The following is a 14,029-nucleotide window of genomic DNA, read 5'->3' as shown; positions in this document are numbered from 1 at the left end:
CGTAGCTGTGGGGCTTTCGTATAGAAGGTCGGCTTAGTAGATCGGGAAGCGTTCGCACAGCGCGAAGATCTCGCGGCGCACACGCTGTTCCGTTGCCGCATCGCCATCGGGATGCGTGCGCAGCGCGTCGAACACTTCGAGAATCAGGCGGCCGATATCGCGGAACTCCGCGACGCCGAAGCCGCGCGTCGTGCCCGCCGGTGTGCCGAGGCGAATACCCGAGGTGACCGTCGGCTTTTCCGTATCGAACGGAATGCCGTTCTTGTTGCACGTGATGCCCGCACGTTCGAGCGCCTGTTCGACCTGCGTGCCCTTCAAACCCTTCGGGCGCAGATCGACGAGCAGCAGATGGTTGTCGGTGCCGCCCGTCACGAGATCGACGCCGCCTTCCTTCAATACTTCGCCGAGCGCCTGGGCGTTGGCCAGCACGTTGTCGATATAGGTCTTGAAGTTGTCTTCGAGTGCTTCGCCGAATGCGACGGCCTTGCCCGCGATCACATGCATCAACGGACCGCCTTGCAGACCGGGGAACACGGCCGAGTTGATCTTCTTGGCGATGTCTTCGTCATTGGTCAGCACGAAGCCGCCGCGCGGACCGCGCAGCGTCTTGTGCGTGGTCGACGTGACGACGTGGGCATGTTCGATCGGATTCGGATGACGGCCCGCCGCGATCACGCCTGCGATGTGCGCCATGTCGACCATCAGCTTCGCGCCGACGCTATCGGCGATCGCGCGGAAGCGCGCGAAATCCAGCACGCGCGGATACGCGGAGAAGCCCGCGATGATCATCGACGGCTTGTGCTCGTGCGCAAGTTTTTCGACCTGGTCGTAGTCGATGCGCAGGGTCTCGCGATCCACGCCGTACTGAACCGCGTTGAACCACTTGCCGGACAGCGCGGGCTTCGCGCCGTGCGTCAGGTGACCGCCTGCATCGAGCGACATGCCGAGAATCGTGTCGCCCGGCTTGGCGAGCGCGAGCATCACGGCGCCGTTGGCCTGCGCGCCCGAGTGCGGCTGGACGTTCGCAAAGCCCGCGTTGAAGAGTTTCTTGATCCGTTCGATAGCGAGCGCTTCCACTTCATCGACGAACTCACAGCCGCCGTAGTAGCGCTTGCCGGGATAGCCTTCCGCGTACTTGTTCGTCAGCACCGAGCCTTGTGCTTCGAGCACAGCGCGCGAGACGATGTTTTCCGATGCGATCAGCTCGACCTGCGACTGCTGGCGCTCGAGTTCCTTGAGCACCGACTTGCGTACGGCTGCATCGCGCTCGGCGAGTGACTGCGAGAAGAATGGGTTGGCGTTCGACATGGCTTCCGTTCAGTTGACCGTTGATAGCTGAAAAGCGAAAAGCGAGTGCGAGGCCAACTGTCCGATTCCGCGCTATCCCTTGACTGGACTGGCTTTGCACCACCTCCACCGACGACTCTATTCTTGTCTTTCGCCTGCCCGGTCAATTTATGAATTCAGACGCGTTCTTTGCCTTTTCCGCCATGCAAGTCCGTTTTGGACAAGTGGCGGGAAGCGACCGGTCGTGCTTATCGGCAGTGTCAATGCAGTAAATTGATGTGCTTTTGCCATGGTGCGCCGCAGCGCACGACTGCTGACGGTTCGTGAAAAGAGCACCGCTTGGGAGCGCGACAGGCTCGCAGACAGTGCGGGCATTGCACAGCGCCGGTGCGATCGCGCGAATGCACTGCCGCATGGAGGTTATCCAGCCAGGGTTTAGCCGTATGGCATGCTTGTTGCGCTCACTCGCAGAATAAGAAAGGCCGTTTCCCCACTCGGCCGTAACAGAACATCGAGCTGAAGGAACGCCCGAACCATGTCGCCCGATCGAACCGCGTCGTTGTCGCACTTCGCGTTCATGCCGCTGCCCAACTTCACGATGATCGCGTTCACGAATGCGATCGAGGTGCTGCGCATGGCCAACTACCTGAGCGGGCAGACGCTCTACCGCTGGTCGATCATCAGCCCGGACGGCGGGTCGGTCACGGCGAGCAACGGCCTGTCCGTCGATACGGGTCCGGCCGACTGCGTGGGCACGCCGGACATCGTGTTCGTATGCGGCGGCATCGATGTGCAACGCGAGACCACCCCCGAGCATCTGTCGGCGCTGCGCCGGTTTGCACGCGCGGGCGTCGCGCTGGGTAGTCTGTGCACGGGCACGTATGCACTTGCCAAGTCGGGATTACTTGCGGGCTATGCGTGTGCGATTCACTGGGAAAACATGTCGGCGCTCAAGGAAGAGTTTCCCGACACGCGTTTTCTGAAAGAACTCTTTGTGATCGATCGCGATCGCGTGACCTGCACGGGCGGCGTCGCGCCGCTCGACATGATGCTGAACCTGATCGCCGCGCGCGTCGGCACGCCGCGTGTGACGCAGATTGCCGAGCAGTTCATCGTCGAGCATGTGCGCGACAATAGCGCGCAGCAGCGGATGCCATTAGTGGCGCGGCTCGGGTCGGCGAACAAGTCGTTGTTCGAAGTCATTGCGTTGATGGAGAACAATATCGAGGAGCCGCTTTCGCGGGAGGAACTCGCGAGGCTGGCGAATATGTCGCAACGGCAGTTGCAGCGGCTGTTCCGTGAGCATCTCGGGATGACGCCGACTCACTACTATCTGACTTTGCGGCTGCGCCGCGCGCGTGAGCTTTTATTGCAGACTGATATGTCGATCATGCATATCACGATGGCTTGCGGGTTTCAGTCCGCCTGTCATTTCAGTAAGAGCTATCGGGATGCTTTTGGTACCGCGCCTACGCGGGAACGAAGGAAGCAGGTCGCGCCTCTTGCGCATGCTGTGATTAGTAATTCGATTGGTGGGGTTGTTGTGCATGCATAAAGGTTTTGGGTTTTGTCTGCGACGCTCGGTGGTTTCTTTGATGTTTGTGCTGGCATCCGCGTGATGTTATCGGTTCGCTAGCGTTGCCCCTGTGCGGGGCGGCACCTACTTTTCTTTGCCGCCGCAAAGAAAAGTAGGCAAAAGAAAGCGGCTCACACCGCCAATCCTTGTCCCTGCCTGAGGGCCCCCAAAGGTTCTTACACTTCACACGGCAACCACGTGACCCACGTTCGTTGCCAGCGCTCTTGCCGCGCGCCTCACCCGCTTCGCGCACCCGAGTTACATCCCCCCCACCAGATATTCCACCGCCGCCCAGGTGGCAAACTGTGTGTAGGCCCCGCTACTCCACCTGCCTCACTTTGGACCGATAGCGCACGCGCCCCACCCTGTAAGAACACGAACTTATACGACGTGACAACCTACACACAGTTTGCCACCTGGGCGGCATAGACCATTCGCTGCCGCTGGCCGTTGCACGGGAGTTTGACGCGGGTGATGAGCACATTCAAAGCGCTGGCAACGCGCGCAAACAGGGACGTTGCCGCGTGAAGTGTGGGGACGTTGGGGGCCCGTGGATAGGAACATGGGCTGGCGGTGTTAGCCGCTTTCTTTTGCCTACTTTTCTTTGCGGCGGCAAAGAAAAGTAGGTGCCGCCCCGCACAGGGGCAACGCTAGCAAACCAGAAGCAAAACGCGGATGCCAGCGCATAGCTCAAAACACCGACCGGCAAAGCCCGCGCCACGAAGGCCCCCCACCCTACGCCCTGCACAGTTTACGGACCCATCCCCATTGCGCTATCGTGACCGTCATCGCGACGCCGCGTTGCGCACCTTCGCGCGAAATGCTGGAGCGCCGCCCTCTGAGGCTCCTCATGGCTGACACCGACAACGACCCGACGCAACTGCAGCAACCAAAGCAAGGCAGCAAAACCCCCATCGCACCGCAACAATTCTCCCTCGACGTCCTGCAGGAAAAATACGCCAAGGGCGACGAGCAAACCGCCGACGACGTATACCGCCGCGTCGCGCGCGGCGTTGCAATGGCCGAACCCGAACCCCTGCGCCCCGCAATAGAAGCGCGCTTCGTCGAAAACCTCCAGAATGGCGCACTCGGCGCCGGCCGCATCATGAGCGCCGCCGGCTCCGGCATCGCCGCCACGCTCATCAACTGCTTCGTGCAACCGGTCGGAGACAGTATTCAGGACGTCGACGAACAGGGATTGCCCGGCATCTACGTCGCGCTGCTGCAAGCCGCAGAAACCATGCGCCGCGGTGGCGGCGTCGGCTACAACTTCTCGGCAATCCGCCCGCACGGCGCGCGCGTGAAAACGACCAGTTCGTCGGCGTCAGGACCCTGCAGCTATATCGACGTGTTCGACGCGTCCTGCCGCACCGTCGAAAGCGCCGGCTCCCGCCGCGGCGCGCAAATGGCCGTGCTCGACTGCACGCACCCCGATCTGCTCGAATTCATCGAAGCCAAGCATTCGAAAGGCCGCTGGAACAACTTCAATGTGTCCGTCGCCGTCACCGACGAATTCATGCACGCCGTCGAAAACGACGAGATGTGGCAACTCGTGCATCGCGCGGAGCCGACACCAGCCATGCGCGCGGCCAACGACATGCATAAGCGCGAAGACGGCATGTGGGTCTACAACGAACGGCGCGCAAAAGAAATCTTCGATCGCATCATGCGCTCCACCTACGACATCGCGGAGCCAGGTATCGTCTTCATCTCGCGCATGAACGACGACAACAACCTGCGCGCCGTCGAAACCATCCGCGCCACCAACCCATGCGGCGAACAGCCGCTGCCGCCTTACGGCTGTTGCAACCTCGGCCCGCTGAATCTGACGCGGTTCGTGGTCGATCCGTTCGCGCAGCGACATGGCGGCACGCCGTCGTTCGACTGGGACGCGCTCGCACAACGCACGCGCACCCACGTGCGCTTTCTCGACGACGTGCTCGACGTGACCCTTTGGCCGCTCCCGCAGCAATACGACGAGTCGCGCGCAAAGCGCCGCATCGGCGTCGGCTTCACGGGCCTTGGCGACACGCTCGTGATGATGGGACTGCGCTACAACTCGCAGGAAGGCCGCGATTTCGCGGTGCGCATCGCGCGTTTGATGCGCGACGAAGCGTATCGCGCATCCGTCGAACTCGCTCGTGAGCGCGGCGCATTCACGCTCTTCAACGCGAAGCAATATCTGGAAGAAGGCACGTTCGCATCGCGCCTGCCCGACGACATCAAGGACGCGATCCGCACGCACGGCATTCGCAACAGCCATCTGCTCTCCATTGCGCCGACGGGCACGGTCAGTCTGGCTTTCGCGGACAACGCGTCGAACGGTATCGAGCCGGCGTTCTCGTGGACTTACACGCGCATGAAGGTGATGGCGAACGGCAGCCGCGAGCAGTTCGCAGTCGAAGATCATGCATACCGTCTTTATCGTGAGCTTGGCGGCGATGTCGGCCATCTGCCGGACTATTTCGTCAGCGCGCTCGAAATGTCCGCGCGCGATCATCTGGACATGATGGCGGCCGTGCAACCGTATATCGACACGTCCATTTCAAAGACCGTCAACGTGCCCGCCGACTATCCGTTCGACGCTTTCGAAAGCCTTTATTTCGATGCGTGGAAAGGCGGCCTGAAAGGTCTTGCGACGTATCGGCCGAACGAAACGCTCGGCGCCGTGCTCAGCGTGACGCCGGAGCCCGCCGCCACGCGCGACGATGCGCTCGCGGAATTCGATCTCGACCCGCTGCGCGTGGCAATCGATCATCGGCCAAGAGGGGAATTGCCCGCAATCATCGAGAAAGTGGAATATCTGACGGCTGCCGGGAAGAAGTCGCTGTATCTGGCGGTGTCGTTCATCGAAGTGACGGGACGCGTCGGCGGCGAGGAGGTGACGATCGAACGGCCCATCGAGTTTTTCATTCCCGCCGGTCAGCGCGACGAGTCGCAGCAGTGGATCACCGCGACGATGCGCTCGCTGTCGCTGGCCGCGCGCGGCGGTTTTGTCGCGCGCAATTTGCAGGATCTGCGCAAGGTGTCGTGGGACCGGGGCCAGGTCAGGCTCGGCGAGGTGCAGCGGATGGACGGGCACCACTCGCCCCGCTGGCACGATTCGGAAGTCGCCGCGCTCGCTTATGCGCTTCAGCAGATACTGCACCGGCGCGGCTTTCTCGATGCGGAAGGCAATCAGGTGCCGTCGCGTTTGCTCGCGCGTCTGCCGCTCGGGCACACGAATCCCAATGCGTCGACAGCAGATCACGCACTTTCCATCGTCGAAGACAGTGCGGAGGAACAACGCGGCGCTCAGGAAATGCGCACGATGCATGGCCGTAAATGTGGCAATTGCGGCGCAAATGCTGTGATTCGCAAGGACGGTTGCGATTTTTGCACGGCGTGTGGGGAAATCGGTGCGTGCGGGTAATTACCCGTATTTTTACCTGCAATATAAAAGAACTAAAACGGATTATCGATGCCTTAACCGATAAGGGTTCTAATGAACCAGGGTGGCCGGTAGTGTGATTAGTTCCGTCTTGGGTTGGATCATGTTCGTGACGCGCCGCAATCCAGCACGCTGGATTGCCGGTGCGTTATTGATTCTGGTGAGCGGCACTTCATTCGCGAATGATCGCGTCCACTTGACGTCCGAAAGGCATTCCCCATTTATCCTGTTTTACTCATATCCCGTCATTGCGGCGTCGCCGTATGCGCCACAACGTCATGTGCATCGCTACGTCATGAAGAGTTCGATGCAATGGGTGAATGCGGCTTATGGCCTGCCTGACAACGGCGGCATTGCGCCAGGCAAACAGCGGTTCCGCGTCGGACACGCGCCGGGCAACCCTTATCTCGCGCCGCTGGACAGCGTTCAGGCCGGCCAGCAGCCGGGCCTGCCCTATGGCTTCGGGCTTCCTTCCGACTCGCAGGCCCCTCCACCTACGGCCGCCAGCGACGACTGGAGCTTCCGCGCCGATCCGCTTGTGAACCTCAATCACGCGCATGAAAGAGGCGCGACTTTCTCGATTCGGCACGACTTTTAACGGCCGGCCCTCGCACTTGCATCACGTCGAGGGATAAAAAAATGCTGCGTTCCTCGCGAAAGGACACGCAGCATCGTCCACGACAGGGGACAGAGGAGACTTCGACCAGCTCTACCTGCGAAATGCGAACCCTCCAGTTCGCATCAGGCAGCCTTCAGCAATCCATGCGGATCGAGCACGAACTTGCGCGGTGCGCCGCCATCGAACTGTCGATAGCCATCGGGCGCGTTGTCCAGCGAAATAACGGACACATTGACGATATCCGCGATAGGCAGACGGTCCCACAGAATCGCCTGCATCAGGTTGCGGTTGTACTTCATGACGGGCGTCTGCCCCGTGTGGAACGAATGCGACTTCGCCCAGCCGAGGCCGAAACGAATCGACAGGCTGCCTTTCCTCGCTGCTGCATCGGTAGCACCGGGATCGTCGGTGACATACAGACCGGGAATGCCGATTGCGCCTGCGACCTTCGTGATGTCCATCAGCGAATTGAGCACCGTGGCAGGCGCTTCTTCACGCGAACCGTGGCTGCCGTGGCCGTGCGCCTCGAAGCCCACGCAGTCCACCGCGCAATCCACTTCCGGCTTGCCGAGAATCTGCGCGATCTGCTCGCCAAGCGTCGCGTCCTTCGACAGATTGACCGTTTCGAAACCCACGGCTCGCGCATGCGCGAGCCGCTCTTCGTTCATGTCGCCGACGATCGTGCAGGCCGCACCCAGCAAGCGCGCCGACGCAGCGGCCGCCATGCCGACAGGGCCCGCGCCCGCGATATACACCGTCGATCCCGGCTTCACGCCCGCCATCACGGCGCCGTGGTAGCCAGTCGGCAGAATGTCGGACAGACAGGTCAGGTCGCGAATCTTTTCCATCGCGCGGTCGCGGTCGGGAAACTTCAGCAGATTGAAGTCCGCATACGGCACCAGCACGTATTCCGCCTGACCGCCGATCCAGCCGCCCATGTCCACGTAGCCATAAGCGCCGCCCGCGCGCGACGGGTTCACGTTCAGGCACACGCCCGTATGCTGTTCCTTGCAGGTCTGACAGCGGCCGCATGCGACGTTGAACGGCACGGAAACCAGATCGCCGATCTTCAGCGTCTCGACGTCGCGGCCCACTTCGATCACTTCGCCCGTGATTTCGTGCCCTAAAACAAGGCCGATTTCAGCTGTCGTCCGGCCGCGCACCATATGCTGGTCGGAGCCGCAGATATTGGTCGACACCACTTTCAGGATCACGCCATGACCGATCGCGCGTCCGCGCGGATCGACCATCTTCGGGTAATCGATCGACTGCACTTCGACCTTGCCCTGGCCCAGATACACGACACCGCGATTGCTGCTCATCGTCTCGTCTCCATGTTTGTCTGAATGCGCAAAAAGGCGCTGAGTCGAGGTTAGTCCCTTTGCCCCATCGGCCAGTGTTCAAAACCCGACACGTGTTTTCCCCAAACCGACAAAGCGGCTTCGCGCGGTTTTTGTTGATTGAACGTTCAATAAAAAACGACTAGAGTGACGACTTTCTGGAGCATCGCGAGTTACCTATGCCCAAAGTCGGAATGCGCGAAGTGCGTCGCGCGCAACTGATCGACGCCACGCTGCTCACCATCGACCAGTCCGGTCTGTCGGGCACGACGCTCGCGTCCGTCGCGCAGCGCGCGAACATTTCGACGGGCATCGTCAGCCACTATTTCGGCGACAAGGACGGCCTGCTCGAAGCGACCATGCGCCATATCCTGCGCGACCTGTGGGCGGCCACGACGCGCCGCCGCATCGCTGCGAAGCCGCAGGCGCGCGCGCGTTTGCGCGCCATCGTCGCCGCGAATTTCGATGTCTCGCAGGTCAGCGGCCCGGTGATGAAGACATGGCTCGCGTTCTGGTCCGAAAGCATGCACGAGCCTGCCCTGCGCCGCCTGCAGCGCGTGAACACGCGGCGTCTCTATTCGAACCTGTGCGCGGAATTCGCCAGGGAACTGCCGCGCGCGGCGGCGCGGCGTGCCGCCAGCGGCCTTGCGGCGATGATCGACGGCTTGTGGCTGCGCGGCGCATTGTCCGGCGATCCTTTCGATACCAAAGCCGCGCTGCGCCTCGCGAACGACTACATCGACCTGCTGCTCGCGCAAAGCGGCTCATAACGCAGCGCGCCACGAACACCCGCATTTCAAGGAGAAAACCGATGTCCGTCTACGGCCTGCAACGTCTCTACATCGGCGGCGAATATGTCGACGCCACCAGCGGCGTCACCTTCGACAGCTTCGACCCCGCCACCGGCGAACTGCTCGCGACCGTCCAGCAAGCCAGCGAGGCCGATATCGACCGCGCGGTGCAATCGGCCCGCGAAGGCCAGCGCGCGTGGGCCGCGATGACGGCCATGCAGCGTTCACGCATCCTGCGCCGCGCCGTCGAGTTGCTGCGCGAGCGCAACGATGCACTCGCCGAACTCGAAATGCGCGACACGGGCAAGCCGATTGCGGAAACGCGCGCCGTCGATATCGTCACAGGCGCCGACGTGATCGAGTACTACGCGGGCCTCGCGACGGCCATTGAAGGCCAGCAGATTCCGCTGCGCGCCGAGTCGTTCGTCTATACGCGGCGCGAGCCATTGGGCGTGACGGCCGGCATCGGCGCATGGAACTATCCGATCCAGATCGCGTGCTGGAAATCCGCGCCCGCGCTCGCTGCCGGCAACGCGATGATCTTCAAGCCGAGCGAAGTGACGCCGCTGTCCGCGTCGAAGCTCGCAGAAATCTATCTCGAAGCGGGCGTGCCGCCCGGCGTGTTCAACGTCGTGCAGGGCGACGGACGCGTCGGCGCGATGCTGAGCGCGCATCCGGGCATCGCGAAGATTTCGTTCACGGGCGGCGTCGAGACGGGCAAGAAAGTCATGTCGATGGCGGGCGGCTCGTCGCTGAAGGAAGTGACGATGGAACTCGGCGGCAAGTCGCCGCTGATCGTATTCGACGACGCGGATCTCGACCGCGCCGCCGATATCGCCGTCACCGCGAACTTCTTCAGCGCGGGCCAGGTATGCACGAACGGCACACGCGTGTTCGTGCATCAATCGGTGCAACCGGCCTTCGAAGCACGCGTGATCGAGCGCGTGAAACGCATTCGCATCGGCAAGCCGTCGGACCCGTCGACCAACTTTGGACCGCTCGCAAGCGCAGCGCAACTGGACAAGGTGCTCGGCTACATCGAAAGCGGAAAGCACGAAGGCGCACGGCTCGTGACGGGCGGCGCACGTATCACCGACGGCGATTACGCGCACGGCCAATACGTGCAGCCGACCGTGTTCTCAAATTGCCGCGACGACATGAAGATCGTGCGCGAAGAAATCTTCGGCCCTGTGATGAGCATTCTGTCCTTCGCCGATGAAGGCGAAGTAATTGCGCGCGCGAACGACACGATCTACGGTCTCGCGGCAGGCGTCGTGACGGAGAACCTGTCGCGCGCGCACCGCGTGATTCACCAGCTCGAAGCGGGGATCTGCTGGATCAACACATGGGGCGAGTCGCCCGCCGAAATGCCCGTGGGTGGCTACAAGCAATCGGGCGTGGGCCGGGAGAACGGCATCACGACACTCGAGCATTACACGCGCATCAAGTCCATCCAGGTCGAACTGGGCCAATATCAGCCCGTGTTTTGAGGGAGCGCAGCATGGCAGCGAAAGAGTACGACTACATCATCATCGGCGCGGGTTCGGCGGGCAACGTGCTCGCGACGCGTCTGACGGAAGACCGCGACGTGACCGTGCTGCTGCTCGAAGCGGGCGGCCCCGACTACCGCTTCGACTTTCGCACGCAGATGCCTGCCGCGCTCGCGTATCCGTTGCAGGGACGCCGCTACAACTGGGCCTATGAAACGGACCCCGAGCCGTTCATGAACAATCGGCGCATGGAATGCGGGCGTGGCAAAGGCCTCGGCGGCTCGTCGCTGATCAACGGCATGTGCTATATCCGCGGCAACGCGCTCGACTATGACGGCTGGGCCGAACGAAAAGGCCTTGAAAACTGGGCTTATCGCGATTGCCTGCCGTACTTCCGCAAGGCCGAGACGCGCGATATCGGCGCCAACGACTATCACGGCGGCGACGGCCCCGTGCACGTGACGACGAGCAAACCCGGCGTGAATCCCCTCTTCGAAGCGATGATCGAAGCGGGCGTGCAGGCGGGCTACCCGCGCACCGACGACCTCAACGGCTATCAGCAGGAAGGCTTCGGTCCGATGGACCGCACGGTGACGGCAAACGGCCGCCGCGCGAGCACCGCGCGCGGCTATCTGGATCAGGCGAAGCAGCGGCCCAACCTCACGATCGTCACGCACGCGACCACCGACCGCATTCTCTTTAGCGGCAAGCGCGCGCAAGGCGTCGTGTATCTGGATGGCGACGCGCGCATCACCGTGCATGCGCGCCGTGAAGTGCTGCTGTGCAGCGGCGCGATTGCGTCGCCGCAAATCCTGCAACGCTCGGGCGTCGGACCCGGCGCATGGCTGCGCGAGTTCGATATTCCCGTCGTGCTCGATCTGCCCGGTGTCGGCCAGAATCTGCAGGATCATCTCGAGATGTACATGCAGTACGAGTGCAAGGAACCCGTATCGCTCTACCCTGCACTGCTGCTGCGCAATCAGCCCGCCATCGGCATCGAATGGATGCTGAAAGGCACGGGCATCGGCGCGAGCAATCATTTCGAAGCAGGCGGCTTCATCCGCACGCGCGACGACGATCCGTGGCCGAACATCCAGTATCACTTCCTGCCCGTGGCGATCAACTACAACGGCACCAACGCGATCAAGATGCACGGCTTTCAGGCGCACGTCGGCTCGATGCGCTCGCCGAGCCGTGGACGCGTCAAGCTGCGTTCACGCGACCCGCACGCGCATCCGTCGATTCTCTTCAACTACATGGCCGAAGCGCTCGACTGGCGCGAGTTCCGCGACGCGATCCGTATCACGCGCGAGATCATTGCGCAGCCTGCTCTCGATCGCTTCCGTGGACGCGAGCTGAGCCCGGGCGCCGAGTTGCAGACCGATGCACAGATCGATGCGTTCGTCCGCGCGCGTGCCGAGACGGCATACCATCCGTCGTGCTCCTGTGCGATGGGTTACGACGACATGGCGGTGGTGGATGGCGAAGGACGCGTGCACGGTCTCGAAGGTTTGCGCGTCGTCGATGCGTCGATCATGCCGCGCATCACGACGGGCAACCTGAATGCGCCGACCATCATGCTCGCGGAGAAAATCGCGGATCGCATTCGCGGGCGTGAGCCGCTCGCGCGTTCCAGCGCGCCCTACTATGTGGCGAACGGCGCACCGGCACGCGGCGCAAAGAACGTAGCGCGCGCACCGGCACGGAGCGTGGCCGCGCAGACGCAATGAGAGAACATGTGCGTCACTACAAATGGCGTACACATTCCATCCCAATGCCGAATCTGTTCTATATGACGGATTAATGGCGGCATCTACTGGAACGAGCCGGCCCTCGAAGCAAGCGTGCTTCGCTGGACCACCGGCTTCTTCCAACCTCCACCCGAGGATGACATGCCGACCACCGCACGACCCAGCGCCGCCGCGCGTCTCGAACGCCTGCCGTTTTCCGGCTATCACCGCACCATCTTCATCATCATCGCGATCGCGTTCTTCTTCGATTCCGTCGATCTCGGCACGATGACTTTCGTGCTTGGCTCGATCAAGACCGAGTTCGGTTTGTCGAGCGCAACAGCGGGACTCGTCGCGAGCGCGAGCTTCTTCGGCATGGTGCTCGGCGCGGCCGTCGCGGGACTGTTCGCGGATCGCTTCGGGCGACGCCCAGTCTTTCAATGGAGCATGGTGCTATGGGGCGTCGCGTCGTATCTGTGCTCGACGGCGCAAAGCGTCGATGCATTGATCGTCTATCGCGTGCTGCTCGGCATCGGTATGGGCATGGAGTTTCCGATCGCGCAAACGCTATTGTCCGAATTCGTACCGACGGCTTCGCGTGGACGGCTTGTCGCGCTGATGGACGGCTTCTGGCCGCTCGGCTTCATCACGGCGGGCTGCGTGTCGTACTTCGTGCTGCCGCATTTCGGCTGGCGGACCGTGTTCGCATTGCTCGCTATTCCCGCCGTGTTCGTGCTGATCGTGCGCCGCATCGTGCCCGAATCGCCGCGCTGGCTCGAACATCGCGGACGTCTTGCCCACGCGGATGCCGTGCTCGACCAGATCGAAGCGAAGGTGATGAAGTCCAAAGGACTGCGTTCGCTGCCTGCGCCGTCGATGCTCGCCGATCAGGCCGCGCCTTCGAAGCACGGTGCGTTCCGCGAGATCTGGAGCGCGGCGTACCGTCAGCGCACGATCATGGTATGGGTGCTGTGGTTCTTCGCGCTGCTCGGCTTCTACGGCCTGACGTCGTGGCTCGGCGCGTTGATGCAGCAGGCGGGCTTCGCCGTCACGAAGTCGGTGCTCTACACCGTACTCATTTCGCTGGGCGGCGTGCCGGGCTTTCTGTGCGCCGCGTGGCTCGTCGAACGATGGGGGCGGAAGCCGACGTGTATCGCATCGCTGGTCGGCGGCGGCGTGATGGCGTACGCGTATGGCCAGACCGCGTTGCACGCGGACAGCGTGACATTGCTGATCTGCACAGGCCTTGCGATGCAGTTCTTCCTGTTCGGCATGTGGGCCGTGCTCTACACGTACACGCCGGAACTCTACGGCACGGGCGCGCGGGCGACGGGGTCCGGCTTCGCCTCGGCGATAGGCCGTGTCGGCTCGCTGATCGGCCCGTATGCGGTCGGTGTGGTGCTGCCCATCTTCGGACAAGGCGGTGTGTTCACGCTCGGCGCGCTGTCGTTCGGCGTGGCCGCGTTGGCCGTGTGGGTGATGGGTATCGAAACGAAAGGTCTGTCGCTCGAAACGCTGGTGTCGCACGTCGATGACGAAGCGCCTGGCTGGCGCGTCACAGCCGACGACGCACGCTAACCTCGCCCAGGCGCGTGCTTTCCAGATGCTGTAACGGGCTTACCCGCGCGTAAGCCTGTTACACGCACATCGTCGAGTTATCGCCGCTCAATCAGCACATACGTCGCATGCGCGGGACTGGCCGCCGCCTTTCGCCACTGTCATCCCTGTAACCGCGTAACGTGATGAAACACGCCCGTAGTCAAACT

General features: G+C 62.4%; 9 protein-coding genes. 7 read left to right on the top strand and 2 right to left on the bottom strand.

Annotated features, from left to right (window positions below):
* Window positions 1-33: 33 nt before the first annotated feature.
* Window positions 34-1,308, bottom strand: a complete 1,275-nt coding sequence (locus PPGU16_RS17505) for a serine hydroxymethyltransferase (RefSeq protein ID WP_007744918.1) — start codon at window positions 1,306-1,308, stop codon at window positions 34-36.
* Between the two features lie 514 nt (window positions 1,309-1,822).
* On the opposite strand from PPGU16_RS17505, the gene PPGU16_RS17500 reads away from it, so the two are divergent.
* From PPGU16_RS17500 to PPGU16_RS17490, 3 genes are all read left to right on the top strand, one after another.
* Window positions 1,823-2,842, top strand: a complete 1,020-nt coding sequence (locus PPGU16_RS17500; RefSeq protein WP_180723887.1) for a GlxA family transcriptional regulator — start codon at window positions 1,823-1,825, stop codon at window positions 2,840-2,842.
* Window positions 2,843-3,713: 871 nt separating this feature from the next.
* The gene (locus tag PPGU16_RS17495) at window positions 3,714-6,275 is read left to right on the top strand and encodes an adenosylcobalamin-dependent ribonucleoside-diphosphate reductase (protein WP_180723886.1); all 2,562 of its coding nucleotides are present in this window, start codon (window positions 3,714-3,716) and stop codon (window positions 6,273-6,275) included.
* Window positions 6,276-6,396: 121 nt separating this feature from the next.
* Window positions 6,397-6,891: a hypothetical protein gene (locus PPGU16_RS17490; protein WP_224032913.1), complete on the top strand. Its 495-nt coding sequence runs from the start codon at window positions 6,397-6,399 to the stop codon at window positions 6,889-6,891.
* A gap of 143 nt (window positions 6,892-7,034) precedes the next feature.
* Here PPGU16_RS17490 and fdhA read toward each other — a convergent pair whose 3' ends face one another.
* Window positions 7,035-8,234 (bottom strand): formaldehyde dehydrogenase, glutathione-independent, encoded by a 1,200-nt coding sequence (gene fdhA / locus PPGU16_RS17485; RefSeq protein WP_180723884.1) that lies wholly within the window; start codon window positions 8,232-8,234, stop codon window positions 7,035-7,037.
* Between the two features lie 197 nt (window positions 8,235-8,431).
* Here fdhA and betI point away from each other — a divergent pair, with 197 nt between their 5' ends.
* From betI to PPGU16_RS17465, 4 genes are all read left to right on the top strand, one after another.
* Window positions 8,432-9,022, top strand: a complete 591-nt coding sequence (betI, locus tag PPGU16_RS17480; RefSeq protein ID WP_180723883.1) for a transcriptional regulator BetI — start codon at window positions 8,432-8,434, stop codon at window positions 9,020-9,022.
* Window positions 9,023-9,063: 41 nt separating this feature from the next.
* Complete coding sequence (betB, locus tag PPGU16_RS17475; RefSeq protein ID WP_180723882.1) at window positions 9,064-10,533, top strand: betaine-aldehyde dehydrogenase; 1,470 nt, start codon at window positions 9,064-9,066, stop codon at window positions 10,531-10,533.
* An 11-nt stretch (window positions 10,534-10,544) separates the two neighbouring features.
* Entirely contained in the window at window positions 10,545-12,263 is a 1,719-nt protein-coding gene (betA, locus tag PPGU16_RS17470) for a choline dehydrogenase (RefSeq protein WP_180723881.1), read from the top strand.
* A gap of 162 nt (window positions 12,264-12,425) precedes the next feature.
* Window positions 12,426-13,841: an MFS transporter gene (locus PPGU16_RS17465; protein WP_180723880.1), complete on the top strand. Its 1,416-nt coding sequence runs from the start codon at window positions 12,426-12,428 to the stop codon at window positions 13,839-13,841.
* Window positions 13,842-14,029 lie beyond the last annotated feature (188 nt).

It is taken from the genome of Paraburkholderia largidicola (genome assembly GCF_013426895.1).
Taxonomy (GTDB): Bacteria; Pseudomonadota; Gammaproteobacteria; order Burkholderiales; family Burkholderiaceae; genus Paraburkholderia; species Paraburkholderia largidicola.
Note: the sequence above shows the minus strand (reverse complement) of the source record. Positions and strands in the feature narration are given on the sequence as shown.

What these genes read in the sequence shown, in the direction of transcription:
- PPGU16_RS17500 (WP_180723887.1), top strand. Translation starts at nt 1,823, where the DNA reads ATGTCGCCCGATCGAACCGCGTCGTTGTCGCACTTCGCGTTCATGCCG.
- PPGU16_RS17490 (WP_224032913.1), top strand. Translation starts at nt 6,397, where the DNA reads ATGTTCGTGACGCGCCGCAATCCAGCACGCTGGATTGCCGGTGCGTTA.
- betA (WP_180723881.1), top strand. Translation starts at nt 10,545, where the DNA reads ATGGCAGCGAAAGAGTACGACTACATCATCATCGGCGCGGGTTCGGCG.
- betI (WP_180723883.1), top strand. Translation starts at nt 8,432, where the DNA reads ATGCCCAAAGTCGGAATGCGCGAAGTGCGTCGCGCGCAACTGATCGAC.
- PPGU16_RS17465 (WP_180723880.1), top strand. Translation starts at nt 12,426, where the DNA reads ATGCCGACCACCGCACGACCCAGCGCCGCCGCGCGTCTCGAACGCCTG.
- betB (WP_180723882.1), top strand. Translation starts at nt 9,064, where the DNA reads ATGTCCGTCTACGGCCTGCAACGTCTCTACATCGGCGGCGAATATGTC.
- PPGU16_RS17505 (WP_007744918.1), bottom strand. Translation starts at nt 1,308, where the DNA reads ATGTCGAACGCCAACCCATTCTTCTCGCAGTCACTCGCCGAGCGCGAT.
- fdhA (WP_180723884.1), bottom strand. Translation starts at nt 8,234, where the DNA reads ATGAGCAGCAATCGCGGTGTCGTGTATCTGGGCCAGGGCAAGGTCGAA.
- PPGU16_RS17495 (WP_180723886.1), top strand. Translation starts at nt 3,714, where the DNA reads ATGGCTGACACCGACAACGACCCGACGCAACTGCAGCAACCAAAGCAA.